Source organism: Natrinema pellirubrum DSM 15624, assembly GCF_000230735.2.
Classification (GTDB): domain Archaea; phylum Halobacteriota; class Halobacteria; order Halobacteriales; family Natrialbaceae; genus Natrinema; species Natrinema pellirubrum.
In genome coordinates this window covers 3,263,670-3,289,873 of record NC_019962.1, presented here as the reverse complement: position 1 = coordinate 3,289,873, position 26,204 = coordinate 3,263,670, and the positions used below count along the sequence as shown (strand labels likewise).

Below are 26,204 nucleotides of genomic sequence, written 5' to 3'. Positions count from 1 at the left end.
CCCGCCCCACCACCTGTTATTCGCCGCGGAACTCGGGTTCCCGGCCCTCGAGTCGCGCCTCGAACCCCTCGCGGTAGTCGTGGGTGTCGTCGATCTCGTAGGCCAGTTGGCGCTCGTAGGCCAGCCCCTGCTCGAGGGGGGTCTCGAGGGCGGCGTTGAGGGCTTTCTTCGCGTTTCGCAGACCGAGCGGCGCGTTCTCACAGAGTTTGTCGGCGAAGGCCTTCGCCCGCTCGTCGACGTCGTCGGTGTCGACGACCTCGTGGGCCAGGCCGATGTCGGCGGCCTCCTCGGGGTCGACGAACTCGCCGGTCAGGACGATCTCTTTGGCCTTCGAGAGTCCGACCAGCCGGGGGAGCCGCTGCGTGCCCCCTGCATGGGGGAAGGTCCCCAGTTGGACCTCGAGCAGGCCGTACTTCGCGTTTCGGCCGATGATCCGGAAGTCACAGGGCAGCGTGAGTTCGAACGCGCCCGCGGGCGCGGCGCGTTTGATGCCGACCACGACCGGTTGGCGGGTCTCCTCGATCGTCTCGAGGACCTCGGGGAATTTGTTGCGGTCGATCCCAGCGTCGGGCTCGACCCGGTCGCGCATCATCTCGAGGTCCATCCCGGCACAGAAGACCGGCCCTTCGCCGAGCAGGGTGGCGGCACGGATGTCCTCGTCGGCGTCGACCCGCTCGAAGGCCGTGATGAGGTCGTCCATGAGCGGGACGGTCATCGCGTTTCGCTTGTCGGGTCGCGAGAGGTAGACGTCGGCCCGGTCGTCGTGCCAGTCGATCGCCGCGAGGCCACTGCCAACGGATTCCATGAGCGATGCATTGCACAGGACCCGGTTAAGTGTGGCTGGGGCCGCACGTCCTGCCGATACCATCGCTCGAGTGCGACGCGATTCCCGGATCAGTCGCGCTCGAGGCGGGTTCCACGACTCGAGTCCGCGGTCAGTCCTCGATGTCGTAGAGGTCCGTCGAGAGGTAGCGTTCGCCGGTGTCGGGGAGGACGACGACGATCAGTTCGTCGGGGTTGTCGGCGGCGTAGTCGGCGGCGGCCGCGATCGCTGCACCGGCGGAGATGCCCACGAGCAACCCCTCCTCGCGGCCGAGTGTCCGGGCCGCGGCCCTGGCGTCGTCGGCCTCGACGGCCCGGACCTCGTCGACGAGTTCGGTCCGGAGGATCTCCGGGACGAAGCCGGGGCCGATCCCCTGGATGTCGTGGCCGTCGGAACTGAGTTCCGAGAGGGTCGGCGACTCGGCGGGTTCGACCGCGACCGACGTGAACTCGGTCTTCCCCCGCTCTTCCTTGATGTACTCCGAGACGCCCGTGATCGTGCCGCCGGTCCCGACACCGGCGACGACCGCGTCGACCGCGCCGTCCGTAGCCGCCCAGATCTCGGGGCCGGTCGTCTCCCGGTGGGCCGTCGGGTTGGCCTCGTTCTCGAACTGGCCCGCGAGGACGGCGTTCTCCCGATCGGCGACGATTTCCGCGGCCCGCTCGTTGGCGCCGCCCATCCCGTCCTCGGCAGGGGTCAGCTCGAGGTCGGCCCCCAGCGCCCGCAGGAGCTGGCGGCGCTCGGTCGACATCGATTCGGGCATCGTCAGCACACAGTCGTAGCCTCGAGCGGCCGAGACGGCCGCCAGCCCGATCCCCGTGTTGCCGCTGGTCGATTCGACGACGGTGCCGCCGGGCTCGAGAGCGCCCTCGCGCTCGGCGGCATCGATGATCGCCCGCGCGATCCGGTCTTTGACGGAGTAGGGGTTGGCCGCCTCGACTTTCCCGACACAGTTGTCGGCGACGGCATCGAGTCGCAACAGCGGCGTCTCGCCGATCAGTTCGTCGACGGTCGCTGCGGCATCGATCTCGGCTGCGGCGGGAAGCGATGAGTCCATCACCCGAATCACTGGCGAGGACGCCAGTCCGCGTTATCCCGAACAGGTTCGTACGGGTTCGTGACTCGCGGCCCTGGCTCAAAGACACGTTTGAGCTTGGGGCGGGCTTTTTTCCGTTTCCGAACGAGCGTTCAGTATGGATCGACGACGATTCCTCGCGGCCTCGAGTATCGGGCTCGCGGCCGCAGTGGCAGGATGTACCGGAAGCGCGACCGAGGGCGACGACGACCCCGAGTCGGGGTCGACTACGGACTCGAACACGAACGACGATGCCGACGGCGAGATCACGGTGAGTGCCGACGGTGAGGTCGAGGCCGAACCGGATCAGGCGACGGTCGATGTCGGGGTCACTGCGACCGGCGAAAGCGCCGACGCGGTCACCGACGAACTCGCCAGCGGTGCCGAACGGCTCCGCGAGACCTTCGACGACCTCGGCATCCCCGACGAGAACGTCGAGGAGGGGCGGTACCGCGTCCATCCCGCTCGCGGGCGCGAGACCGACGGGTTCGAGGGGTCTCACTCGTTCGACGTGACCCTCTCCGATGTCGACCGGGTCGGCGAGGTCATCGACGCCGCGATCGAGGCCGGTGCCGACGACGTCGGCCGGGTCCGGTTTACGCTACAGGAGGAGACCCGATCGACGCTACGCGAGGACGCGATCGACGCCGCGCTCGCGAACGCCGACGCGGAGGCGGCACACATCGCCGACAACCGCGAGGTCGAGATCACGGGAACGGCGGCCGTTACGACCGGTGACGTACAGGTGCATACGGTCCGTACCGAAGCCAGCGACGACGCGGCCGGCGGTGCCGGCGGGGCCCCGCCGACCGAAATCGACGCCGATCCGGTCAGCGTGACCGCGAGCGTGACGGTCACCTACGACTTCGAGGAGTGACCGTTTCGGCGGGCCCGTCCGGCGGACCGCAACGTTTTCGGCCAACCTAAAACCGAACGCTTTTTGAATAATTAGGCGCGCCTAAATCGTATGGATCCGACCCCACAGGCGGACCGAAGCCGTCGCGCGTTCGTCGCGACGGGTATCGCGGCCGGCAGTGCGGCAGTAGCCGGCTGTATCGGCGGAATCGATTCCGAATCGACGAGCGATGGCGACTCCTATACCGTCTCGATGGCCCCGATGGGCGAGGTCGAGTTCGATTCCGTTCCCGAGGACGCCTTCGTCTCCTTCCCCCAGTATGCGGACATGGCCGTCGCACTCGGTCATGGCGACGCGGTCACCACCCTCTTTGCGCCCGACATGTCCGGCGCGACGATGAACACCTACTACGACCGCCTCGAGGGCGTGTCCTTCGAGTGGGAAGGGCTCGAGAACCCCCTCGCGGAGGGACTCAGCGAAGAGCAACTCTACGCCCTCGACAGCGACGTTCACTTCCTCGACCCGTCCTACCCCGTCAAGACCGACGACGACTGGGACGACTCGAGGATCGCGGACGTCGCCGATCAGATCGGCCCGTGGGTCGGCAACTTCCACAGCGGCGTCCACAGCGAGCCCGCGTCGGCCTACGCCGACAGCTACGAGTACTACACGCTCTGGGAGCTGTTCGAGCGGGTCGCCGCGGTCTTTCGCGAGGAAGAACGCTACGAGGCCCTCGCCGAAGTCCACGCCGACCTGCGTTCACACATCGCGTCGAAGCTCCCGCCCGAGAGCGAGCGGCCGACGGTCGCCCGCGTCACGCTGGACGACGGCCAGTTCTTCGCCTACCACCTCAATGCGGACGGCTACTGGCAGGCGGACACGCGCCCGCTCGGGGCCCGCGACGTCTTCGCCGACCGGGACTGGGAGCGCGACTGGGGCACCGTCGGCTACGAGGCGATGCTCGAGGAAGATCCCGACGTGATCCTCCACCTCTGGGGGATCACGCCCCGATACGCCATCGGCAACGTTCGCAAGCGGCTGGCAAACGACTCCGCCGGCAGCCAGCTCACCGCGGTTCAGGACGACCGGGTCGTCCCCGGCGGGATGCGCTATCAGGGGCCGCTCATGCACCTCTTCCAGCTCGAGATGACGGCCAAGCAGCTTTACCCCGAGCAGTTCGGCGAGTGGCCCGGCTACGAGTCGGGCGAGTCCTACCCCGAGATTCCGGCCGCCGAGCAGCTGTTCGACCGCCAGCGCGTCGCGGAGATCGTCACCGAGGGCGCGTAGATGGGCGCAGACAGCGACGACACGGACGGCCGCACCGACCGCGAGTTCGATGCCGACGTAGCCGTCGTCGGCGGCGGGCCGGCCGGCTGCGCCGCCGGCGTCTTCACCGCGCGAGCGGGCCTCGAGACGACGATCTTCGACCGCGGCCCCTCGTCGCTACGGCGGTGTGTCTCCCTCGAGAACTACCTCGGCTTCCCCGGCGGGATCGACGTCGAGACCTTCCTCGATCTCGCACAGGATCACGCCGAGACGGCGGGCTGTCGGTGCCGCGAGGCCCTCGTCGAGTCCGTCGCGTTGCCGGCCGACGGCGGGTTTCGGCTCGAGACGCAGGACGGAGCGTCCTACCGGACGCGGTACGTGATCGCCGCGAGTAAGTACGATGGCTCGTATCTCCGCGGGCTCGACGACCCCGACGCGCTGTTCGTCACCGAGGAGCGCGACGGCGAGACGGTCGAGCGCTTCGACGAAACCTATCCCGACGCCGACGGCCGGACGCCGGTCGACGGACTCTACGTCGCCGGCCCGCTGGCGGGCTGTGGCGATCAGGCGATTATCGCGGCCGGCCACGGCGCGACGGTCGCCCGGTCGCTGCTCCGGGACCGCCGCGAGGACGCGGGCTACTGGGGCCGGTTCGCCGAGCGCTACGACTGGCGACGCGACGCCGCAGACAGGGCCGAGGAGTGGGCCGATCCCGACCGCTGGGTCGATCTGTTCGAATCGGACGCCCCCGAGGAGTACGACCCCGCCGAGATCCGTCGCCTCGCGGAGGCCTACGCCGACGAGCGCGAGGGCAGCTACGTCGACCCCGAAACTGCGAACCGGCGGGCCGAACGCGGCCAGCGACGGCTTGCGGCCGCGCTCGACGACGACGTGCTGCTCGAGGCCGTCGACGACGACGCGATCCGCGCGTACGTTCGCGACGCGGACGGCGACGAGCCGACGAGGGACTGACCGGAGACGGCCCGCGAGCGGCGATTGCGTGTTCGATCGCACGCTCGAGTGATCGGGTTCGCATCGCACGCTCTATCGAGGTACGTAGTGAATACCGAACGGAAAACGGGGGTCGCGGCCGTTAGTCGTCGGCCGGAACCGCCTGCGAGTCCGCTCGCCCGGAAGCCATGGCGAGGACGTCGTCGAAGAAGTCGAGGGTGTCGTGCGGGCCGGGGTTGGCCTCGGGATGGTACTGGCGGGTGATCACGTCGTACTCGACGCCGTCGATTCCTTCCGGCGTGTCGTCGTTGACGTTGATCTGGGTGACCTCGAGGTGTTCCCCGGGGTCGGCAACGGTGTAGCCGTGGTTCTGGGTGGTCATCACGACCTGCCCGGACTCTAAGTCGAGGACGGGCTGGTTGACGCCGCGGTGGCCGAAGGTCATCTTTTCGGTCGACCCGCCGAGGGCCTCGGCGACGATCTGCTGGCCGAGACAGATGCCCGCAACGGGCGTGTCCTCGACGAACGCCTCGACGAGGGTGATCGCTTGCCCGAAGTTGACCGGGTCGCCCGGGCCGTTCGAGATGAAGAGCAGATCGGGGTCGACGGCCTCGACCGCGGACACGTCGGCGTCGTAGGGCAGCACGTGAACCGTCGCGTCGCGCTCGAGCAGCGAGCTGATGATCGAGCCCTTCGCGCCGCAGTCGATCAGTGCGACCGTCTCGCCGTCGTTGTCTTCGCCGTAGACCTCGGGCTCGTCGACGCTGACCTGTGCGCCGATGTCGGTGTGGTCGCTCATCGCCTTGCAGGCCTCGAGTTGCTCTAAGGCGTCCTCCTCGGTGACGTCCTCGCCGACGGCGATACCGCATTTCATCGCGCCGCCGTCGCGGATGTCGGTGACGACGTCGCGGGTGTCGAGGTGGTCGACCGCCGGGATCCCCTCGCGCTCGAACCAGTCGACGATCTCGTCGGTGAACTCCTTGGCGATCGCGGCGCGGGGGTGGATGCGGTCGTCCTCGAAGCGCTCCTCGCGGACGCCGTAGTTGCCGATTAGCGGATACGAGAACGTGAGGATCTGCTCCTCGTAGGAGGGATCGGTGAGACTCTCCTCGTAGCCGGTATACGCTGTTGTGAATACGATTTCGCCGCGGGCAGTCCCGTCGGCACGACCACGTCCCTCGAGTACGTGGCCGCCTTCCAGTGCGACGTAGGCTTCCGTCATTACGATCTACGTATCGGATGGACCGGCATAAGTGTTGTCTTCGAAACTCAGTTACGATTTTCGTAATCGGTAAGTGCGGGTTCGCCGTAGGTACGCATCTCCATGGACGACCTGGACCGACAGATCCTCGATATTCTCCGGCGAGACAGCCGAACGCCCTACACGGAGATCGCCGACGAAGTGGGGACCAGCGAGGGGACCGTCCGGAACCGCGTCGAGCGAATGCTAGACGACGACGTCATCGAGCGCTTTACGATCTCGACCCGGACGGGCAACGTCCAGGCGATGATCGAACTCAGCGTCGCGGTCGACGTCGACACCAAGGCCGTCTCCGAGCGGATCGCCGAGTGGAACGAGGTCGACTTCGTCTGGATGGTCTCGGGCGAACAGGACGTCGTCCTCGTCGTCGACGCCGCGGACACGCGCGGGGTCAACGATCTGATCACCAAGGCCCGCGATCAGGAGGAGGTCGTGAGTACGAAAACGCGGCTGATTCTGGACGAGGAACTCGGCTGAATCCGCCGCTCGCGTCGACCCGGGACGAACCGACGGCGACTCGAGTCGCGCCGGTGTTCCCGTTCGGTAGGCGAACTTCCTCGCTTTTTTGCCCGATGGGCCACATTCCGTTCCAATGACCACCGAGAAACGCTCCGGAAACCGAAACGAGTCGGTCGCGACCGATCGGGCGGGGGATTCGAATCGGGACCGACCGGTGGCCCCCGACGAGGCCGAAACGCTGTTTCACGCCGTCGAGGGGGCAGTCTTTCTAATCGACGTCGAACGGACGGGGCGGGATCTCGAGTTCACGTTCCGACGCGTCAACCCGGCCTACGAAGCGGCGACTGGCCTGACCGACGCGTCGGTCACTGGAAAGTCCTTACAGAACGTGTTCGAGTTGCGTCCCGACGGCGAGACGCTCCGCCGTTACCGGGAGTGTGTCGAGGGCGGAGAGCCGGTCGATGTCAGCGCGACGCGTTCGTTGCCGGTCGGGCAACGAACCGTCGAGACGACGCTGCACCCGGCCGACTCGAGCGGTCCGGTTCGCCGGATCGTCGGCATCGTTCGTGACATCTCCGAACGGGAGACGCCGGAGCGTGAACTCGAGCGGAACCGGGACCTCCTGACGAAAGCGGAGGACCTCGCGGCCGTCGGCGGGTGGGAACTCGATCTCCGAACGAACGATCTCCGGTGGACCGACGGGACGCGAGCGATCTTCGAGGTCGACGACGACTACGAGCCGACGCTTCCGGACGCGATCGAGTTCTACCGGCCCGCCGATCGGCCCCGGATTCGGGCGTTCGTCGAGGCATGTCGACACGACGAGGAGTCGTACGACGGCGTCCTCGAAATCGTCACGGCCGAGGGGAACGACCGATGGGTCCGGACGGTCGGGAAACCGGTCACGGAGGGCGGAACCGTCGTCGCGTTACGCGGCGCGGTTCAGGACGTCACGGCTCGGAAGGAACGCGAGCGGGAGTTGCAGCTCTTCCGAAAAGCGGTCGAACAGGCCGGTCACGGGATCATCATCACGGATCGCAGCGGGACCATCGAGTACGTCAACCCGGCTTACGAACGGGACACCGGATACAGCCGAACGGAGGCCGTCGGTCTGAATCCACGGATCGTCAAGTCCGGAAAGCACGACGAGGCGTTCTACGAGGACCTCTGGGACACGATCGGCTCGGGCGAGATCTGGGAAAGCGAACTCGTCAACCGGCGCAAGTCCGGCGAACTGTACCACGTCGACCAGACGATCGCACCGATTACCGACGACGCGGGCGAGATCACGCATTTCGTGGCCATCGAGACCGATATCACGGCACAGCGGTTGCGGCGACAGCGTCTGGGCGTCCTCAACAGAATCCTGCGACACAACATCCGAAATGCGATGAACGTCATCAAAGGGAACGCGACCCGGCTCCGGACGGCGTCCGCCGCGGCGGAGCGTCACACCGCCGTGACGGCGATCGAAGAGCAGGCGGCCGACCTCCTCAAGATCAGCGAGAACGCGGCCGCCGTTCGGGACCTGTTCCAGCGGGAGCGAGACGCCGACGCGACCTGTGACGTCGGCGCGATGGTCTCGAGGCTGGCGGCCGACTTCGACGAGCAGTACCCGGACGCCGCGATCACGGTCACGGCCCCCGATTCCGTCCCGGTACAGGCCGACGACCGCCTGGAGATGGCAATCCGAGAGGCGATCCACAACGCCGTCAGTCACAACGACCGCCCCGTCCCGGACGTGACGGTCGGCGTCACCCCGCCCGAGGCGACCGACAGCGGTGACTGGGTCGACATCGTGATCGCCGACAACGGCCCCGGCATCCCGGCGGAAGAACGACCGATGATCGAACTGGGTCACGAGACGCCGCTCGTCCACGGCACCGGCCTCGAGCTGTGGCTCATCTACTGGGTGACGAAGAACGTCGGGGGCGAACTGCGGATCAGCGAGAACGAGCCGCGTGGCACGATCGTCACGCTCCGGGTGCCGCCGGCGACGTAGCCCGCCCGCGGTGGGGGCGACTGTGCCGCCGCGGTTCGGAGACACGAACCGCCAGCGAGGCGTTGCATGCGACCTCGAGCGGGTCACCGGTGGTCCTCGAGCGCCGGTCAGACGGCCCCTGTCAGTCCTCCCGATCGGGCGTCAACAGGGCCGGCGGCAACGAGCAGCCACAGGGTTCGACGGTGCCGGTGGACGGCCCCGTGGCGACGACGAACGCGACCGGCTCGCCGCAGGTCGGACAGTCGGGAAACGGCGTGTCGTCGTCGCCGGTCTCGGGGTCGCTACTCATCGGCCCGCCTCCGTGGGATCTCGAGCGAGTGGGGACGGACTCGAGTGTAGTCGCGACTGGCGATACGGCTGTCGTGCGGGACGTTTATATCCCGGTAGAACGAACTGAATCATGGCTTGCTAACCCTCTCGGGTTGGAAGCCGGGTCTCGGGTGCTAGGTCCACCCGGGACGTTTCGAGACGTCCCCTGCTGGAGATCGGCTTCCGTACTAATTGTTGGGTAGTAGAAACTTATATCTACTGTTACTGGTGTGGAATCTGACGGTGTCTGCTCGAGATGATCGATCGATGACTGTGTCTGAGAAGGATGATATCGACGATGAGTGTGCTACTATCGTGGCAACACGGGGTGGCCACGCCCTCCCCAGCCGATTCGCTCGCTCCAGAGTCGCTCGCTCATCCCTCGCACGGTTTCGAACTGTGCCTCACTCCCGCTCGGCACAGTTCAGCGCGCGCCACCGCACGGTGGCTGGTCGAGTTGCTGTCGGAGAGCGGCCGTTACTGCTCGACCGAGTTGTCGTCCTCGCCGGGCGGTGTGCCCACGCCGGGCGTCGGGCGGTCGATGGCGTCGATCACGCCCTTCCGGTCGTGGACCACGCGGTAGGCCCGCCGCAGCAGGCTGTCGAACCCGGATCTCGAGACGGTCGCGCTCACCCGGCCGTCGCGGATGGCCGCGACGATCGATTCGGGGGTGAGCCGGTCGGCCTCCACGACCGTGTAGGCCCGGCCCACTTCGACGGGGTAGTGGGCGTCGCTGCCGCCGACCAGCGGCAGGTCGCGTTCGCCGGCCAACTCCTCGACCAGCGGCTGCGAGCGGGGGTGTTTGCCGTTGACCTCGATCGCGTCGAAGGGAACGTCCTCGAGTTCCCGCACCGTGCTGTTCCGGAAGGGGTGGGCGACGATGGCGGCACAATCGCGGTCGTGGGCCAGCGCGACGGCTTCTTCGGGCGAGAGCGCACCGGGTTTCGTCGCACGGGGCGGATCGGGGCCGACGACGAGGACGTGGCCCCGATCCGTGGTGATCTCGATGCCCGGTAGCGTCGCCACGTCGGGCGCGGGATCGAACGGCGTGTAGTAGTCGTGATTGGTGGTTGCGACCCCGTCGAGGCCGCGGCGTTCGGCCACCTCGGTGAGGAGTCTGACGCCCAGCGGATCGAACCGGTCGCCGAGCCCGCGGCGGCCATGGAAGAATCGCGTGTGCGCGTGGAGGTCGACGGTGTACACGAATATGCAGACGCCGGCCAGACCCTTTTGCGCTCGGCCGGCGTCTCCCATGGTATGCAATCGGAGGGGCCGGACGACGCTCGAGCGGCCGCGGATCGCGTCCTCGTCTGCAACCCGGTCAGCGGCAGCGGGGACCACGTCGACACCGTCACCGCGCTCGCCGAGCAACACGGCTTCGAGATCCGACGGACCGAGGAGGCGGGCGACGCAACTCGACTCGCTCGCGAGGCCGCGCCCGACGCCGACCTCGTCGCCGCGGCCGGCGGCGACGGCACGCTCAATGCGGTCGTCAACGGCGTCGCGGCCGCCGACGCCCTCGAGTCGACAACGATCGCCGTCGTCCCCGCGGGGACGGGCAACAACTTCGCGACGAACGTCGGGATTCGGGGGATCGAGCATGCCTTTTCGGTGATCGAAGAGGGCCGCCGCCGGGAGATCGACGTCGGCTGGGCGAACGACCGAACCTTCGTCAACTCCTGTGTCGGGGGGATCACCGCCGAGGCCAGCAGCGAGACGACTCCCGAGAGCAAGGCCGAACTGGGTGTGCTGGCCTACGTCAAGAACACCATCGAGACGGTCGGGGAGTTCGACTCGCTCCCGCTGCGCGTCGAGACGGCCGCGGGCCCGAACGGCGAACGGGCCCGCGCCTGGGAGGGCGAGGCGATGTTCGTCCTCATCGGCAATTGCCGGCGTTTTACTGGCGCACGGACCGCACAGGCCGACGTCGAGGACGGCCTGCTCGAGGTGACGATCGTCGAAGACGCCGCGACGACGGACCTGCTGAGCGGCGCGGCCCTCGAGGGGTTGTTCGGCGGCGATAGCACGCACATCGTCCGCCGACGAACGCCGACGCTGTCGATCGAGAGCCGTGCGGACGCCGTCGAGTACAGTCTGGACGGCGAGACTCTCGAGACCGAACGGCTGCGACTCGAGACCGAGCCCGGCGCGCTCACGATTCCCGTCGGGGAGGCGTACCGCCCCGATCCCGACGGGGGCGAGCTATGGTCGCTCGAACCCGCCGGATAGGGAGCATATCGATTCGAAACGGCCGTCACGAGACGATACTGGTTTCAGGAGTCACGGTAATTGTGCGGGTATGAGTACGCCGGAGGAAGACCTCCAACACGAGAACGCCGGACAGGACGTGATCGCCGTCGACGCCGACGATACCGAACTCGAACTGGTCAACCGGCTCGACGCCCACACCGGCGACGGGATTCGTCACCGAGCATTTACCTCGCTCGTCTTCGACGGGGAGGGCAACATTTTGCTCGCACAGCGCGCGCCGGACAAGCGCCTGTGGGGCACCTACTGGGACGGCACCGTCGCCTCCCACCCCGTCGAGGGCCAGAGCCAGGAGGAAGCGACCCGCCAGCGTCTCGAGGAGGAACTGGGGATCTCCCCGGACCAGTACGACGACCTGCAGCTGACCGACCGGTTCGAGTACAAGCGCTACTTCGAGAACGCGGGCGTCGAACACGAGGTCTGTGCCGTCCTGCAGCTGACGCTGTCCGACCGGAGCCTCGATCCCAACGAGGAGGAGGTCGCCGGCCTGATGTGGGTCCCTTACGAGCGACTCCACTCGAACCCGGAGTGGTACCGCCAACTGCGACTCTGTCCGTGGTTCGAGATTGCGATGCGACGGGACGTGCGATAACGAAACGCACGACGAAACACCCTCGAGAAACAGTACACGAGCGGGAGGTTTATAGGGGAGTGCCCACACATGGCGGATAGACTGCGATGGTGATGGGTACGCTCAGACGGCTTCTCCGGGGGAGTATCAGTACGTCGGTCGCGTCGACGGGGGAGTCGCCCGCTACGGCGGCGACGGCGGAGCCGTCGGCCGAGGCGAAGCGGCCCGCCGAACAGCTCGATATCTGTCTGTTGAGCTACCGCTCGAACCCCTACTCCGGGGGACAGGGCGTCTACGTCAAGTACCTGAGCCGAGCGCTGACGGAGCTGGGCCACTCCGTCGACGTCATTTCGGGCAAACCGTATCCCGACCTCGACGACGACGTCGGACTGGTGAAACTCCCCGGCGAGAACGTGGTCGACGAACTCGACCGGCTGGGGCAGTTCGAACCGTCCTATCTGCGGGAGCCGCTTGCGCTCTACGAGTGGCTGAGCGCGCTCACCGGCGGCTTTCCCGATCCCTACGCCTTCGGCCGCCGGGTCGTCGACTACTTCGAGACACACGATCCCGACTACGACGTGATCCACGACAACCAGTCGCTGTGTCACGGCCTCCGGACGCTTCGCGAGCGCGGGCATCCCGTCGTGGCGACGGTACATCACCCGATCACCGTCGACCGCGACGCCGCGCTTGCGGCCGCCGACGACTGGAAAGAGCGGCTCCTGATCCGGCGGTGGTACCGGTTCCTGCGGATGCAACGCGAAGTCGTTCGGGAACTGCCCCACGTCCTGACCGTCTCGGAGTCGGCCAAACACCGCACCGTCACCGACTTCGGAGCCGACCCCGACTCGATCCGGGTCGTCCACAACGGGATCGACACCGACCTGTTTCGCCCCGTCGACGGCGATCATGACCGCCCGCGCGTGATGACGACCGTCAGCGCCGATGTCCCGCTGAAGGGAGCCCGACACCTGCTCGAGGGGTTCGCGACCGTTCGGGAATCGATCGACGCCGAACTCGTTGTCGTCGGCGAGTTCGACGAGGGCGGCGACTGCGACCGGCTGGTCTCGGAACTCGGCATCGAAGACGCGGTCGAGACCCACAGCGAGATCAGCTACGAGCGGATGGTCGAACTCTACGGCACCGCCGATGTCGCCGTGGTCCCCTCGATCTACGAGGGCTTTGGCCTGCCTGCCGGCGAGGCGCTGGCCTGTGGCATCCCGGTGGTCGCCACGACCGGCGGCGGCCTCCCCGAAGTGGTCGGCGATGCGGGCGTGCTCGTCGAACCGGGCGATTCCGACGCTATCGCCGACGCCGTTCACGAACTACTCGTCGACGACGAGCGTCGACGGCAACTCGGCCGGCGCGGCCGGGAGCGCATCGTCGAGGAATTCGACTGGGAACGGGCCGCCCGCGAGACGGTCCGGGAGTATCGGGCCGCCATCGAAACCCGGTCGCGGGGTGTCTGAGATGGAGACGATCGACTTCGACCGATTGACGCTGACCCCCGGCATGCGGGTCCTCGACGTCGGCTGTGGCGAGGGCCGCCACGTCAACGCCGCCGCCCTCGAGAACGTCGGCGAGGTCGTCGGGCTCGACCTCGAGCGGGCGAACCTCGAGGCAGCCCGCGACGATCACGACGAGTACATCGCGCCCGAGTCGGACGTGCCGGTCACGTTCCTCTCGGGGGACGCGCTCAGACTCCCCTTCGAGGACGGCGCGTTCGACGTCGTCTGCTGTACCGAGGTCCTCGAACACATCCCCGACTACGAGGCGGCGCTCGACGAACTTCGGCGGGTCTGTACGCCGGGCGGGGCGCTGGCGGTCAGCGTTCCGCGGGCCGGCCCCGAGCGTGTCTGCTGGGCCCTTTCCGACGAGTATCACGAGGTCGAGGGCGGCCACGTTCGGATCTTCGACCGCGAGGAACTGCAGGCGGCGATCGAGCGGCGCGGCTTCGAGCGGGTCGACGGCCACTTCGCCCACGCCCTGCATGCCCCCTACTGGTGGCTGAAGTGTCTCTGGTGGGACCGCGACCAACAGGGTGACGCGCCCCTGCCCCTGCGGGCCTACGATCGGTTCCTCGAGTGGGACGTCCTCGAGTCGCCCCGGCCCGTGCGGCTGCTCGAGCGCGGGCTCGACCCCGCGCTGGGCAAGAGCGTCGTCTACTACTTCGAACTGGAGGGGTCGGCGTGAGCAACGCTACGCTCGAGTCGCTTTCCGACTGGGGGCTCGAGCCCGCGCTCGAACACATCGAACGTGCCCAGCGTTCGGACGGGCTCATCCTCTGGTATCCCGAGGGGCCGGCCGATCCGTGGGACCACGTCGAGAGTGCGATGGCGCTGTCGATCGCCGGCCGCGAGGATGCAGCCCGTCGCGCGTACCGCTGGATCGCCGACGCTCAGCACGACGACGGCGCGCTGTGGGCGACCTACGGCGAAGCCGAGGACAACGACGGGGCCCACGCCGGCGACGAGCCGCGCAAGGAAACCCACCGCAGCGCCTACGTCGCCGTCGGCGCCTGGCACCACTATCTCTGTACCGAAGACCGGGACTTCCTCGCAGAACTGTGGCCGACCGTCCGCGATGCCCTCGCGTTCGCGTGTCGCCAGCAGGCTCCGACCGGCGAGATCTACTGGACCGTCGGCCCCGACGGCGAGCCCTACGAGGACGCACTGATCTCGGGCTGTGCCTCCCTCTACAAGAGTTTGGCCTGTGGCGCGGCGATCGCGGACGTGCTGGGCCACGACGCGGCCCGCGAGCGCTGGCTCGCGGCCCGTACCGACCTCGGTGAGGCGATCCGAACCCGCCCCGACCGGTTCGACCGCACGTGGGAGAGCAAGTCCCGCTATGCGATGGACTGGTTCTACCCCGTCCTCTGTGGGGTACTGACCGGGGACCCGGCACGGAACCGGCTCGAGGCCGGCTTCGATCGGTACCTCGAGGAGGGACTGGGCTGTCGTTGCGTCGCGGACGAGCCGTGGGTGACCGTCGCCGAGTCCTGCGAACTCGTCGTCTCGCTGGCCGCGGTGGGCCGGACGGAGCGCGCTCGCGAGATCTACGACTGGCTCTTCCAGTGGACCGATGACGAGGGGGTCTTCTGGACGGGCTACCAGTTCGAGGACGAGGAGTTCTGGCCGGGCGAGCGGCCGACGTGGACCGGCGGAGCGGCGGTGTTGGCTGCGGATGCGTTATCTGGACTCTCCCCCGCCGCGGACCTATTCACCGACCCGCGACCGGAGTGAGCGCGGTTCGGACGACGCTGGTGAATAGTGGATCGACTGTCTTGTTGAACCGTATCGCTCCGAGATCGGCTAACCGACCTGCGGTGGCGCGCGCTGTCGGTCGGCCGAGCGGTGCGAGGCCGAACGTAGTGAGGCCTCGATGCTGCGAACGGTGACCGAAGGGAGCCGTGAGCCGAGCGAAGCCGACCGACGACATTGTGCGAGGGATGAGCGAGTGACTGAAAGGAACGAGCGAATCGGCTGGGGAGGGCGTGGCGACCCCGTGTTGCCACGATAGCAGTACGCCTCGAGTCGTCAGTACGTATTTTCCGACGCCGGTATTCGAGCGATCCCCGTATCACAGACCACACACGACCCCAACCCGTTCGCATCGGTGAACCGGTCGAACAGCCCGGAGAGCCGCACGTCGTGGCTGGCCAGAACGCCGCCCGATGCGAGATGCGGAAGCGCCGTCTCGTACTCGAAGCGCATGTGGGGCAGCCGGTGGTCCGAGTCGTGCAGGAACAAATCGACGGGGCCGACCGCCTCGAGCAGGTCGGGCAGCACCTCCCGTGCGTCACCTCGATGCAACTCCCACCGATCCCGACACCGGTCGGGGATCAGGTGGCCGTACTCGAAGGGGCCGGGCGGGCCACCGGGCAGGTCAACCGCATGCAGCGTCCCGCCGCCGTTTCGCTCCATCGCCGCCAAAATGTGTGCGTCGAACGAGCCGAACAGCACGCCGGTCTCGACGGCAGTCTCGACCCCCAGCGCACGACAGACGACGTAGATCGTCACGCCGTCGCGCCAGTGGGTCGTGTCGGTGGCCACGCCGGCCTCGTGGATCTCGGCGACGCGGTCAGCGTAGGCGTCGTGAAACCACTCGAGGTCGTCGTACTCGCGCTCGTAGCCGCGGAGTTCGTCGGCCGAGGCCGGTAACACGTCGGCCATCCGGTCGGCCCGTTCGCGCGTCTCCCGGCCGTAATCGAGCCGGCGGCGCTCGAGGCCGAGCCGGGCCTTCCGCAGGGCATAGATCGCGTCCCGGATCGGGGTCCCGACCATTAGCGGTACCCCAGCGCCTCGAGGCGCGATTCGATCTCGCCGTCGTCGTCTCCGGCGGCCGAATCGCCCTCGCGGATCCCCGCCGGAAGGGCGGGGTCACAGGTCTCTCGGTCGCGACCCTCGCGGACGACCCAGGGGACCCGGCGCACGGCGGGGACAGGGGTACCCGGCGGATGCGACCAGACACCGAACTCGCCGAGGCCGTTGCCGTGGTCGCTGGTCAGTGCGAGCCGGCCATCGCAGTTCTCGTAGAGCCGGGTCAGGTCGTCTAAGACCCACTCGAGGTTGTCCCGGTAGGCCGCCCAGACCGCCTCGCGGGAGAGGTCGCCCTCGCGGACCCGCAGCCAGGGGTCGTTCATCGAGTCATCGTCGTCGTCGGCCTCGGCGAATGCCTCGAGTGCCTCGCGTTCCTCGGCGGTCAGCGATTCGGGGTCGAACTCCTCGTCATCGTCGTCGGCCTCGACGAACTGGCCCCAGTGTTCGATGTCGGCCGAGCCGAAGAACCAGTCCGGCTGGGATCGGAAGGGGGCATGGGGCTGCATGTAGTGGACGAGAACGCGGTCGATCCCCAGTCGCTCGCGGGCGCGCCAGACGGCGATCGCGGCGTCGGTCAGCGGCGTGGGCGGAATCGTCGAGATATCGTCGTCGACCCACTCGTCGCGCCAGGCCTCGTGAAGGACGCCGAAGTCGTCGGCCGAAAGCGGGAGGACCTCGTCGGAAGTCACGAGGATGTGGTCGCAGGGTTGCGAGGAAAACGGGTTGCCGGTCACGTAGGCGGTCCGGGCCATCCGCTCGCGATGCTCGGGGGCGAAGGTCCGATCCATCCACTCTGCCGACTGGGAGCCGACCGACCACAGCGAGCCCACCCCCTCGGGCCCCGGCAGCAACTCGTGGCCGGCGGCCGCGGTTTCGCGCATGAGATCGTACCGGCAGCCGTCGAGGACACAACAGACGTCCCACTCACGTTCCCAGACGGCCGTCGACGGGACGAGCCGGGAGATCGCGTGTCCGACGCGGCCGGTCGCGATCGATTCCGTCAGCCTCGTGAGATCCATTCGGTCGTCCCGTTCCTCGGGGCGATTCTGTTAGTAGCTTTTGATCGACGGCCGACCCGTTGTCGGCCGTGGGTCCGTCGGTCACCCCCGCGTGGCACGCGACCGTTGTAGTTTAGCGGAACGCGGCAATCATGACACTCGGTAACAAGGCTTATTATCACGCTGTTCGTAGCGTTGCCTGAGGACCGACACCACGGTCCCGTCTGACGAAATGAGTTCCTCACCACAAACCGAGACGTACGAAGTCACGCTCTCCCGAGACGAGCAATGGGTCGCCCATCACGTCCTGTCGAACCGGCTTGACGAGGCTCTCGACGGCGACGAGACACCGCCGGAGTGGGTACTCGAGTCGATCGACGCGGTCGAAGCCGACGGCGAGACGCGACTCACCGGTTCCCAGGCCGATCGGCTCTATACCGCGTTGGTCTCGTACGTCGACCGCGAGGACGCTCCGGAACGGGACGTCAGCCACGGGGCGGCCGTCCTCGAGACCCTCGAGGGCGTTCGCGAGCCCTAAGGGACCGCTTTTTCAGGGGCGCGTCGTCGCCCAGACGGCAGTCACGGCGAGCAGAATAGCTGGAGCCAGCGGCAGGATTAGTAATGCGAACCGATACCCCTCCGCGCCGGGCGGGAAGAGATAGATCGCGGTCGGGGCGATCAGGAAGGCGAACACGAGGACGCCGACGAGGACCCAGCCGCGCCAGTCGAACTCGCGGTCGACCGCCTCCGGGTGGACCGGCTCCCCACCTTCGCCGTCTGCAGCCGACTCGTCGCTCTCCCCGTCGTCGGCGTCGAACGCCGCCGGATCGTGGACGTAGCCGCCGTCGTCGTTCGAACTCACTATCGGACCCTTTGACCGCATCGTAAAAGCCCTCACGGTTGGCCAACCGGGTCGGCCGTGATCGAGACGGGGGTTAGAGTTCGCTGTCCGGCCGAACGACGACCTTGCCGAAGCCCTCCCGGTTCTCGATGATCTCGTGAGCGCGGGTCGTCTCGCTCATCGGCAACTCCTCGCGGATCGCGGGTTCGAAGGTGCCGTCCCAGACCAGTTCCATCACGTCGTCGACCTGCTCGGGCGTAGCCATTGTCGAGCCGATGATCGTGAGCTGTTCCCAGAAGATCCGCGGGATGTCCGTCTCGGGGTTACCCCCGCCGGTGCCGCCACAGGTCACGAGCCGGCCACCCTTGGTCAGGCTCTTCAGCGAGTCCCGCCAGGTGGGCGCACCGACGTGTTCGACGACTACGTCGACGCCACGGCCGTCCGTCTCCGAGAGAACCCAGTCCGCGAAGTTCTCCTCCTCGTAGTTACAGACGTGGTCCGCGCCGTGTTCCTCGGCGTACTCGAGTTTCTCCTCGGTGCTACCGGTCGCGTAGACTTCCGCGCCCGCGTAGTCGGCGATCTGGAGGGCGGCGTGGCCGACCCCGCCGCTTGCCCCCAGCACGAGGACGCTCTCGCCGGCCTCGAGGTCCGCTCGCTCGATGAGCATGCGCCATGCGGTCTGGAAGACCAGACTGCTCGAGCCGGCGACCGCCCAGTCGACGCCCTCCGGGACGGGAATCAGGTTATCCTCGGGGACGGCGGCGTACTCGGAGTGGACGCCCCGGACGTGTTCGCCGATGATGTGGAACTTCGGGTCGAGCGTCGGGTCGTCCATCCGCAGGTCGCCGACGCCGGCCGAGACCGCGACGCGGTCGCCTTCCTCGAAGCGGGTGACGTCCTCGCCGACCTCCTCGACGACGCCCGCCGCGTCGCTGCCGGGAATGTGGGGCATCTCGAGGTCGAGGCCGGGCATTCCGCGGCGCGTCCAGATGTCCAGGTGGTTGAGCGCGGCCGCCTTGACATCGATCAGTACCTCGTCCCGATCGACCTCGGGGTCGGGGAACTCGCCGTACTCGATGACGTCGGTGTCGCCGTGTTCCGTGATTTGGACCGCTTGCATATACCGTGGCCAACGGAAACGGCGTCCATAACAGTTGGGCTACCAGCACCTGACGTAGGGATCGTCGATACGGATGCGTGCGTAGCTTTTACCCGCCGGCTTTCGAAGGCAGGCGTATGGACGAGACGGACGCGGACGCAGCCGCGGACACGCTCTGTACCGGCGTCATCACGATCGCCTCGGACCGCGGGCTCGAGGAGGACGCGGCCGGGGAGACGGTCACCGATCTCCTCGAGGCTGACGGACACGAGGTCGCGGTACGAGAACACGTCAACTCGGACCACGATACGGTCCAGTCGATCGTCTCACGGCTGCTCGACCGCGACGACGTCGATATCGTGATCACGGCCGGCGCGACCGGTGTCGAGCCCGGCGATATCACGATCGAGGCGGTCGAACCGCTCCTGAAGAAGGAACTGGCCGCGTTCAGCGAACTCGTCACCGTCCTCGGCTACGAGCGGGTCGGCACGGAAGTCGTCGGCGCACGGACGCTCGCGGGTGTGGCCGACGGCACGCCGGTCTTCTGCCTGCCGGGTCACGTCGACGCGGTCCAGCTCGCCATCGAGGAGATCGTTCTCGAGGAGGCACCGTCCCTCGTCGAGCGCGCCGGGTACGAGGCATCCGACGCCGACGAGGAACCGACCGACGCGAACGGGGCCGAACCCGCCGACGGGGGTGCCTGACGTGAGCGAGACTCTCGAGAAGACGGCCGTCCGCGAGCGCGTCTGGGATGACTTGGAGGTGAGTGGAGAAGCCCGGTTCCCGTTCCCGCCCCACGGCCGGATCCCGAACTTCGCAGGGGCCGACGACGCCGCCGATCGACTGGCCGAGCAATCCGAGTGGGAGCGAGCGACGGCGATCAAGGCCAATCCCGACGCGCCGCAGCTGCTCGTCCGCCGGCGGGCGTTGCGCGAGGGCAAGACCGTCTACATGGCCGTCCCGCGGCTCCGGGACGAGAAGTGCTTCCTGAAGCTCGATCCGGACGAACTCACCGACTACGACGCGGCGACGACCGTCTCGGGCTCGTCGGACCACGGCGAGCAGGTCGGCCCCGACGAGGTCGATCGGGTCGATCTGATCGTCTCCGGGAGCGTCGCCGTGACGAAAGCAGGCGGCCGCATCGGCAAGGGCGAGGGCTACAGCGACCTCGAGTACGCCGTCCTCCGAGATCTCGGTCTCGTCAACGACTCGACGCCGGTCGCGACGACGGTCCACGAGCGGCAGGTGATCGACGACCCGGTCGCGATCGGGAGCCACGACGTCGCGATGGATCTCGTGGTCACGCCCGACCGTACGTTCCGGCCCGAGACCGACGACCAGCCGGCCGGCATCGACTGGGACCTGCTCGAAGACGAGCGACTCGCGGAGATTCCGGTCCTCCGGCGGCTCCGGGAGCGGTATAGTAGCCACTGAAACGATTCACACACTGATCACACTGTCCGCGGTTCTCGCTCACGTCGCTCGCTCCGAACCGCGCTCCTGTCGTGCGATCAGTGTGCAATGACTTTCAGTGGCGACTATCGTTCAGCGTCGAGGAAAGGGGATCCATCCCCGGGGCACGGTCGGGCCGTGCCCCGAATGCCAGGGTCGCAGGGTGTGACGCGAGCCGGTGGGGCGGGCTCGCGTCGGCGAGAATCGGTTGGCAGTGGTGGGGGAAGGGTGCTGTGGTGGGGTTGCTGGAAGTCGCGGGAACAGGTGGTGGGTGCCTTGGGGTCTGCCCGTCGACCTCCACGCGATGGTAGCGGCCGATCCCACTTGAACGGCGGTGATGGTATACCGCTCTTACGCCGAGTTTGACCGAATTCAACACGGCTTTATCGGCTCGAGATCCGCCATGAGACGGTTTATACTGGGCGTCTCGGACGTAATGAAAGCGAACGCTGACGGTCGCCGGAACGGACGCTTCGTCGGCGTTCGGACGACGACGAATTCGGCTGCCATCGCCCCGGCTCCTCGTGACCGGTGTTGTGGCGGCTGCCTCAGTCGACGAGTTCCTCGACGACGATGTCGGCGTCCATCAACTGCGGGTCGATCGCGATGTCGAGTTGGCCCTTGACGAACTCCGGGACCGTCCGGTTGGCGTAGACGACGGTTCGGACGGCGTCGTTCAGATCGCAGACGATTGGGATCGTCGTCGCCTGCCCGACGTCGGTCAGGACGTAGAGGTCGGCCTCGACGACGCCGGCCTCCTCGAGCTGGGGACGGGAGACGACGCCCATGACGCGGGTCACGTCGACGCCTGCGTTCTCGAGGGCCGCGCCGATGCCGTCCTCGTCGTCGCCGGCGACGACCGCGGTCGTGGCGCTCATTCGTACTCGATGGTCGCGGGCGGTTTGTGAGTCACGTCGTAGACGACGCGGGCGACGTTCTCGTGGGACCCCGTAATTCGGGACTGAATGCGCTGGAGGGTGTCCCAGTCGATCTCCTGGGCGCGGGCGGTCATGCCGTCGCGGGACTCGACCGAGCGCACCGAGACGACCCAGCCGTGGACGCGGTTGTCACCCTTGACGCCGGTGGCCTTGCCGATGACGGCCGCCAGCGCCTGCCAGGGCTCGTACTCCTCGAGTTCCTCCTCGACGACGTGGTTGGCCTCGCGGGCGACCTCCAACTTCTCCTCGGTGATCTCCCCGATGATCCGCACGGCGAGACCGGGGCCGGGGAACGGCATGCGTTCGGAGACGACCTCCTCGAGGTCGAGCGCGCGGGCGACCTCGCGGACCTCGTCCTTGTAGAGGTCACGCATGGGTTCGACGATGCCCTCGAAGTCGACGACCTCCGGGAGGCCGCCGACGTTGTGGTGGGACTTGATCGTCCCCTCGCTTTCGATGCGGTCGGGGTAGATCGTCCCCTGCACGAGGTAGTCCGCGTCGACCTCGTTCGCGACCGTCTCGAACTCCCGGATGAACTGCTCGCCGATGATGTGGCGTTTCTCCTCCGGGTCGGTGACGCCCTCGAGCGCCTCGAGGAAGCGGTCTTGGGCCTCCACGATCCGGAGACTGTCCATGTAGTCGAACGTCTCGCGGATCTCGTCGGTTTCGCCTTTCCGCATCAGGCCGGTGTCGACGTAGACGGCCGTAAGCTGGGTGCCGATCGCTTCGTACGCCAGCGCGGCGGCCGTCGAGGAGTCGACGCCGCCCGAGAGGGCGATGACGGCGTTTGCATCGCCGATTTCGTCTTCGATCTCTGCGACTGCGTCGGGAACGAACGTCTCGGTATCTACCATCAGTGGGTTACCTCTGTTTCCGCGTCGGTGTCGTCGTCTGCGGGGTCGGTGTCGTCGTCATCGGCCGGTTCCTCGAGAACGGCCTCGACCAGCCCCAGGAACGGCGGGCTCGGCTGGCCGGGTCGGGACGTGTACTCGGGGTGGAACTGCGTCCCGACGAAGAACGGATGATCCTCGAGTTCGAGGATCTCCATTCGGTTGCCCGCGGTCCCGGAGAACGTCAGCGGCTCGTCCTCGAAGGCGTCGAAGTACTCGGGGTTGACCTCGTAGCGGTGGCGGTGGCGCTCCGAACAGGAGGTGTCGCCGTACAGGTCGTAGGCCAGCGTCTCGGGCTCGATGACGGTCGTGTGTTCACCCAGCCGCATCGTCCCGCCCATGTCCTCGACCTCGTATTGCTCGGGCAGGATGTCAATGACGGGGTGGGGCGTGTCTTCCTCCATCTCGGCGGAGTGGGCGCCCTCGAAGCCCAGCACGTTCCGTGCGTACTCGACGACGGCCATCTGGAAGCCCAGACACAGGCCCAGGAACGGCACGTCGTTCTCGCGGGCGTACTGGACCGCGCGGATCTTCCCTTCGGAGCCGCGCATCCCGAAGCCGCCGGGGACGATGACGCCGTCCATCCCCTCGAGTTGGCCGTCGTAGCCCTCGCTCAGTTCGTCGGCCGCGACCCAGTGGACGTTCACGTCGACGCCGACCTCGAAGCCGGCGTGTTTCAGCGACTCGTGGATCGACATGTACGCGTCCTCGAGGTCGTACTTGCCGACCAGCGCGATGTCGACCTCACCGTCTTTCTCGCTCGTGACGATCTCGCGCCACTCGTTGGCACGTTCGCCTTCCGGCAGGGCCTCCTCGGCCAGCCCGAAGTGTTCGAGGACGTACTGATCTAACCCTTCGTCCTCGACCATCAGCGGGACGTGGTAGACGTCCTCGACGTCGGGGTTCGAGAACACCGCCTCCGTCGGGATGTCACAGAACAGCGCGATCTTCTCTTTGGTCTCGGGATCGAGTCGATCCTCACAGCGGCCGACGATCACGTCGGGCTGGAGACCGATCGAACGGACCTCCTTGACCGAGTGCTGGGTCGGCTTGGTCTTCTGCTCGCCGTTTTTCGAGTACGGGACGAGGGTCACGTGGGTGAAGAGGACGTTCTCCTCCGGCTCCTCGTGGGCGAACTGGCGCAGCGCCTCGAGATAGGGCATCCCCTCGATGTCCCCGACCGTTCCGCCGACTTCGATGATACAGACGTCGGTGCCTTCGGCGGCCTCGCGAATGCGACGTTTGATGTCGTCGGTGATGTGAGGGATGATCTGGACGGTCTTGCCCAGGTAGTCACCCGCGCGTTCCTTCTCGATGACGTGCTGGTAGGTCTTGCCCGTCGTGATGTTGTGATCCGAGGTCATGTCGATGTCGAGGAACCGCTCGTAGTTCCCCAGATCGAGGTCGACCTCGCCCCCGTCTTCCAGTACGTAGACTTCCCCGTGCTGGTAGGGGTTCATCGTCCCCGCGTCGACGTTCAGGTATGGATCGATCTTCACTGCGGTGACGTCGAACCCGGCGTTTTTCAGGAGTCGGCCGGTACTCGCAGCCGTAATCCCCTTGCCGAGCCCCGACATGACGCCGCCGGTGACGAAGATGAACTTGTTCCCCAGCGAGGGGTCATAATGAGTGTCCGATTCCGTCGGCATACCGAGTGTGCGCGCGACCGCTTGAAAACGATTTCGGGAGCGAACCGCTCCGATAGGGGTTGTCACTCCCCATTGCCGTTGGAGACAGTCACTATCACGGCCACGACAGCCACGGTCGTCCACCGGGACTCTCACCCGGGGGCTTCGTCCTGTACGTCGACGATCTCGGCCTGCTCGAGGGATTCGTTCCCGCCCTCCATTCGTATCTGGATCGTCCGTCCGGGGAGTCCCGGATCCCCTTCGTCGGCGTCCTGTAGCACCGACACGGCGGTGACGCCGTCGATCGTGACCGACCGGCGCTGGATGGGGTCGCCCTCGTACTCGACGGTGTCCCACGTCTCGACATCGAACTCGTCCATCTCGGCCCCGAAGTAGTCTTCCGCATCGGGATTCACCGTGTCCTCGGTCTGGGACTCACCGGTCGTTCGGTTGTCGTCGAACTGGACCTCCTCGTGTTTGTACTGGTGGAGCTGTACGAGCATACGCTAGCCACGGCCTCCAGTGTGGTAACTCTCATACTGGAACTCGCCGGCCGGTCTCGAGTCGCCGGTACGCCGTCGACGAGAGCGTGCAGCGGCGGGTGAGTCGAGACTGGCGAGCGTGTAATCGGACTAAGGGTACCGGTTTTATTTTATGCTCGGGAACCGAAATCGCGAACACCGTGGCATCATACGACCGGCACCGTCCCCTCGAGGTGAGCGACCCCGACATTGGCTTCCAAGCCGGGTTCGGCTTCTACCTCGGGATCGTCGTCACCGGGATCGTCGCGATCGCGGGGGTGTTCGCCGACGTGGGGACGGCGGCGCTGCTTGGCATCCTGCCGAGTACAGTGACTGCCGTCGCCATCGTCGGCCACATCTACGCCAGCCGGGCGCGGGGACTGCCCGAGCGTATCGGCCGGAGCCGCTGGCGACGACTCGGCTGTTACGCCCCGGCAGCGGCGTTTACGGTGCTTCTCTTTACCGCCGAGACCATGCCGATCGCCGACACCGGTCGGTTCATCGTCCTGACCGTCGCTGCGGCCGTTCTGGCCGGCGTCTCGGGCCTTGGCCTCGAGCGGATGGCGAAAAACCGGTACGTCGACGCGCTCACGACCGATGTACCCGCCGCGACGTGGACGTGGCAGCGAAGCGGCGGGTGGAGCGGCGAGCCGATCTATACCGTGATCATGGCGTTCATGATCGTCGCCGGGCTCGTCAGCATGTGGCAGGGCGAGTGGTACCTCGGGCCGTTCTGGGTCGTCTACGGAGCCGTGATGATCCTCTCGAGACACTACGACTGGTACGACCTCGAGGAGACCGACCGCTGGAACCCACCGGAGATCCGCGTCCACGAGGCCGGCCTCGTCGTCGACCGGTCGTTCTGGACGGAGTTCGTTCCCTGGGAAACGGTCGACGGCGTCCGGCTGACCGACGACGAACTCGTCGTCGAGCGGCGGCGCTTCGGCCTCGAGAGCGGCGTCTTCGACCTCCGCTGTGACCGGGCGGCCATCGACGACGCCGACGCGGTCGCTGGGGCGCTCGAGCGCGCCCGCGAACGGGCCACGAGCCGCGATTTGCGGGCCGTCGACACCGCCGACTGAACCGCCGCGGTCGCCGCTCCGGAGTCCCCGCCGTTCGTCGGATCGTCCATGAGCGATCTCCGCGTTACCGTCGCCGACCGCGACCTCGCGGTGATCTGGGCCGACGACACACCGGCCACCAGGGCCGCCCTCGAGGCGGCGCTGCCCGCGGCGGGCGAGGCGACCCGCTGGGGCGACGAACTCTACGACGATCTCGAACTAGATGCACCGCTCGAGAACGTACGGGAAGCGGTACCTGAGGGTGCGATCGCCGACTGGCCGGCCGGCGGGAAACCGTGTCCGTTCTGGGGGCCGATGTCGGCCAGCGAGGACGGGGAGCCGCGTGCCGCCGCGCCCGTGACCGTCGTCGGGCGGCTCGAGGATCCCGGATCGTTGTCCGATTTCGAGGGTGGGGCACGGGTTCGGCTCGAGGCGCTAAACGACTGACGACGACGTCGGCACGAGAAGGGCAGCGAGCGCACTTCGAGCAGTCACAGTCGCATTGTAACACCAATACGCAGGATTGTACCCGAAGAGGAACGCGGGATGGTGGGGCCAGAACGGACCGTTCTGCTATCTTGGCAACGGGGAGTCGCCACGCCCTCCCCAACCGATT

General features: G+C 67.2%; 28 protein-coding genes. 15 read left to right on the top strand and 13 right to left on the bottom strand.

Features of this window, described 5'->3' with window-relative positions:
• Nucleotides 1–16 precede the first annotated feature (16 nt).
• Nucleotides 17–805, bottom strand: coding sequence for an enoyl-CoA hydratase/isomerase family protein (locus NATPE_RS15900; protein ID WP_006182615.1), 789 nt, complete (start codon nucleotides 803–805; stop codon nucleotides 17–19).
• 130 nt (nucleotides 806–935) lie between these two features.
• The gene (cysK, locus tag NATPE_RS15895; protein WP_006182614.1) at nucleotides 936–1,880 is read right to left on the bottom strand and encodes a cysteine synthase A; all 945 of its coding nucleotides are present in this window, start codon (nucleotides 1,878–1,880) and stop codon (nucleotides 936–938) included.
• A 136-nt stretch (nucleotides 1,881–2,016) separates the two neighbouring features.
• Between cysK and NATPE_RS15890 the strand changes: the two genes are divergently transcribed.
• The 3 genes from NATPE_RS15890 (at nucleotide 2,017) to NATPE_RS15880 (ending at nucleotide 4,992) form a co-directional block, all read left to right on the top strand.
• Nucleotides 2,017–2,775 (top strand): SIMPL domain-containing protein, encoded by a 759-nt coding sequence (locus NATPE_RS15890; RefSeq protein ID WP_006182613.1) that lies wholly within the window; start codon nucleotides 2,017–2,019, stop codon nucleotides 2,773–2,775.
• A gap of 90 nt (nucleotides 2,776–2,865) precedes the next feature.
• Complete coding sequence (locus NATPE_RS15885) at nucleotides 2,866–4,041, top strand: ABC transporter substrate-binding protein (protein WP_006182612.1); 1,176 nt, start codon at nucleotides 2,866–2,868, stop codon at nucleotides 4,039–4,041.
• The gene (locus NATPE_RS15880; protein ID WP_006182611.1) at nucleotides 4,042–4,992 is read left to right on the top strand and encodes an FAD-binding protein; all 951 of its coding nucleotides are present in this window, start codon (nucleotides 4,042–4,044) and stop codon (nucleotides 4,990–4,992) included.
• Nucleotides 4,993–5,113: 121 nt separating this feature from the next.
• Here the strand turns inward: NATPE_RS15880 and carA are convergent, their stop codons facing one another.
• The gene (gene carA, locus NATPE_RS15875; RefSeq protein ID WP_006182610.1) at nucleotides 5,114–6,193 is read right to left on the bottom strand and encodes a glutamine-hydrolyzing carbamoyl-phosphate synthase small subunit; all 1,080 of its coding nucleotides are present in this window, start codon (nucleotides 6,191–6,193) and stop codon (nucleotides 5,114–5,116) included.
• Nucleotides 6,194–6,295: 102 nt separating this feature from the next.
• Here carA and NATPE_RS15870 point away from each other — a divergent pair, with 102 nt between their 5' ends.
• Complete coding sequence (locus NATPE_RS15870) at nucleotides 6,296–6,709, top strand: Lrp/AsnC family transcriptional regulator (RefSeq protein WP_006182609.1); 414 nt, start codon at nucleotides 6,296–6,298, stop codon at nucleotides 6,707–6,709.
• A gap of 115 nt (nucleotides 6,710–6,824) precedes the next feature.
• Nucleotides 6,825–8,693 carry a PAS domain-containing protein gene (locus NATPE_RS15865; protein WP_006182608.1) on the top strand — a complete coding sequence of 623 codons (1,869 nt, stop codon included), beginning with the start codon at nucleotides 6,825–6,827 and terminating at the stop codon, nucleotides 8,691–8,693.
• A 121-nt stretch (nucleotides 8,694–8,814) separates the two neighbouring features.
• Here the strand turns inward: NATPE_RS15865 and NATPE_RS22790 are convergent, their stop codons facing one another.
• Nucleotides 8,815–8,982: a hypothetical protein gene (locus NATPE_RS22790; RefSeq protein ID WP_006182607.1), complete on the bottom strand. Its 168-nt coding sequence runs from the start codon at nucleotides 8,980–8,982 to the stop codon at nucleotides 8,815–8,817.
• Nucleotides 8,983–9,479: 497 nt separating this feature from the next.
• The gene (locus NATPE_RS15860; protein WP_172637302.1) at nucleotides 9,480–10,205 is read right to left on the bottom strand and encodes a PHP domain-containing protein; all 726 of its coding nucleotides are present in this window, start codon (nucleotides 10,203–10,205) and stop codon (nucleotides 9,480–9,482) included.
• Between the two features lie 54 nt (nucleotides 10,206–10,259).
• Here NATPE_RS15860 and NATPE_RS15855 point away from each other — a divergent pair, with 54 nt between their 5' ends.
• The 5 genes from NATPE_RS15855 (at nucleotide 10,260) to NATPE_RS15835 (ending at nucleotide 15,083) form a co-directional block, all read left to right on the top strand.
• Nucleotides 10,260–11,231 carry a diacylglycerol/lipid kinase family protein gene (locus NATPE_RS15855; protein ID WP_006182605.1) on the top strand — a complete coding sequence of 324 codons (972 nt, stop codon included), beginning with the start codon at nucleotides 10,260–10,262 and terminating at the stop codon, nucleotides 11,229–11,231.
• Between the two features lie 70 nt (nucleotides 11,232–11,301).
• Nucleotides 11,302–11,862 (top strand): NUDIX hydrolase, encoded by a 561-nt coding sequence (locus tag NATPE_RS15850; protein ID WP_006182604.1) that lies wholly within the window; start codon nucleotides 11,302–11,304, stop codon nucleotides 11,860–11,862.
• Between the two features lie 86 nt (nucleotides 11,863–11,948).
• Entirely contained in the window at nucleotides 11,949–13,310 is a 1,362-nt protein-coding gene (locus NATPE_RS15845) for a glycosyltransferase family 4 protein (RefSeq protein ID WP_015299202.1), read from the top strand.
• Nucleotide 13,311: 1 nt separating this feature from the next.
• A complete protein-coding gene (locus tag NATPE_RS15840; protein ID WP_006182602.1) occupies nucleotides 13,312–14,034 on the top strand; it encodes a class I SAM-dependent methyltransferase in 723 nt (240 codons plus the stop codon).
• Nucleotides 14,031–15,083 (top strand): glycoside hydrolase family 15 protein, encoded by a 1,053-nt coding sequence (locus tag NATPE_RS15835; protein WP_006182601.1) that lies wholly within the window; start codon nucleotides 14,031–14,033, stop codon nucleotides 15,081–15,083. The genes NATPE_RS15840 and NATPE_RS15835 overlap by 4 nt, the downstream gene beginning before the upstream one ends.
• Nucleotides 15,084–15,377: 294 nt before the next feature.
• Here the strand turns inward: NATPE_RS15835 and NATPE_RS15830 are convergent, their stop codons facing one another.
• Together NATPE_RS15830 and NATPE_RS15825 are read right to left on the bottom strand one after the other, a co-directional pair.
• Nucleotides 15,378–16,124: a class I SAM-dependent methyltransferase gene (locus NATPE_RS15830; protein WP_006182600.1), complete on the bottom strand. Its 747-nt coding sequence runs from the start codon at nucleotides 16,122–16,124 to the stop codon at nucleotides 15,378–15,380.
• A complete protein-coding gene (locus NATPE_RS15825; protein ID WP_006182599.1) occupies nucleotides 16,124–17,179 on the bottom strand; it encodes an alkaline phosphatase family protein in 1,056 nt (351 codons plus the stop codon). Before NATPE_RS15825 ends, NATPE_RS15830 begins: the two co-directional genes overlap by 1 nt.
• Before the next feature lie 211 nt (nucleotides 17,180–17,390).
• Here NATPE_RS15825 and NATPE_RS15820 point away from each other — a divergent pair, with 211 nt between their 5' ends.
• Complete coding sequence (locus NATPE_RS15820; protein ID WP_006182598.1) at nucleotides 17,391–17,696, top strand: DUF7853 family protein; 306 nt, start codon at nucleotides 17,391–17,393, stop codon at nucleotides 17,694–17,696.
• A 12-nt stretch (nucleotides 17,697–17,708) separates the two neighbouring features.
• On the opposite strand, the gene NATPE_RS15815 is transcribed toward NATPE_RS15820, so the two are convergent.
• A complete protein-coding gene (locus tag NATPE_RS15815; protein ID WP_006182597.1) occupies nucleotides 17,709–18,020 on the bottom strand; it encodes a hypothetical protein in 312 nt (103 codons plus the stop codon).
• Between the two features lie 73 nt (nucleotides 18,021–18,093).
• Nucleotides 18,094–19,119, bottom strand: coding sequence for a zinc-binding dehydrogenase (locus NATPE_RS15810; protein WP_006182596.1), 1,026 nt, complete (start codon nucleotides 19,117–19,119; stop codon nucleotides 18,094–18,096).
• 116 nt (nucleotides 19,120–19,235) lie between these two features.
• Between NATPE_RS15810 and NATPE_RS15805 the strand changes: the two genes are divergently transcribed.
• Together NATPE_RS15805 and NATPE_RS15800 are read left to right on the top strand one after the other, a co-directional pair.
• Nucleotides 19,236–19,802, top strand: coding sequence for a MogA/MoaB family molybdenum cofactor biosynthesis protein (locus NATPE_RS15805; RefSeq protein WP_006182595.1), 567 nt, complete (start codon nucleotides 19,236–19,238; stop codon nucleotides 19,800–19,802).
• A gap of 1 nt (nucleotide 19,803) precedes the next feature.
• Nucleotides 19,804–20,532 (top strand): 5-formyltetrahydrofolate cyclo-ligase, encoded by a 729-nt coding sequence (locus NATPE_RS15800; protein WP_015299200.1) that lies wholly within the window; start codon nucleotides 19,804–19,806, stop codon nucleotides 20,530–20,532.
• A 566-nt stretch (nucleotides 20,533–21,098) separates the two neighbouring features.
• Here NATPE_RS15800 and NATPE_RS15795 read toward each other — a convergent pair.
• The 4 genes from NATPE_RS15795 to NATPE_RS15780 form a co-directional block, all read right to left on the bottom strand.
• On the bottom strand, nucleotides 21,099–21,428 hold the full coding sequence (locus tag NATPE_RS15795) for a DUF7126 family protein (protein WP_006182593.1): 330 nt from the start codon (nucleotides 21,426–21,428) through the stop codon (nucleotides 21,099–21,101).
• A complete protein-coding gene (guaA, locus tag NATPE_RS15790; protein ID WP_006182592.1) occupies nucleotides 21,425–22,342 on the bottom strand; it encodes a glutamine-hydrolyzing GMP synthase in 918 nt (305 codons plus the stop codon). The genes NATPE_RS15795 and guaA overlap by 4 nt, the downstream gene beginning before the upstream one ends.
• The gene (gene pyrG / locus NATPE_RS15785) at nucleotides 22,342–24,027 is read right to left on the bottom strand and encodes a glutamine hydrolyzing CTP synthase (protein ID WP_006182591.1); all 1,686 of its coding nucleotides are present in this window, start codon (nucleotides 24,025–24,027) and stop codon (nucleotides 22,342–22,344) included. Before pyrG ends, guaA begins: the two co-directional genes overlap by 1 nt.
• Before the next feature lie 131 nt (nucleotides 24,028–24,158).
• On the bottom strand, nucleotides 24,159–24,509 hold the full coding sequence (locus NATPE_RS15780; protein ID WP_006182590.1) for a hypothetical protein: 351 nt from the start codon (nucleotides 24,507–24,509) through the stop codon (nucleotides 24,159–24,161).
• Nucleotides 24,510–24,688: 179 nt separating this feature from the next.
• Between NATPE_RS15780 and NATPE_RS15775 the strand changes: the two genes are divergently transcribed.
• Both NATPE_RS15775 and NATPE_RS15770 read left to right on the top strand, forming a co-directional pair.
• Nucleotides 24,689–25,609, top strand: coding sequence for a hypothetical protein (locus NATPE_RS15775; protein WP_015299199.1), 921 nt, complete (start codon nucleotides 24,689–24,691; stop codon nucleotides 25,607–25,609).
• A 48-nt stretch (nucleotides 25,610–25,657) separates the two neighbouring features.
• The gene (locus NATPE_RS15770; protein ID WP_006182587.1) at nucleotides 25,658–26,035 is read left to right on the top strand and encodes a cyclophilin-like family protein; all 378 of its coding nucleotides are present in this window, start codon (nucleotides 25,658–25,660) and stop codon (nucleotides 26,033–26,035) included.
• The last annotated feature ends 169 nt before the right edge of the window (nucleotides 26,036–26,204 follow it).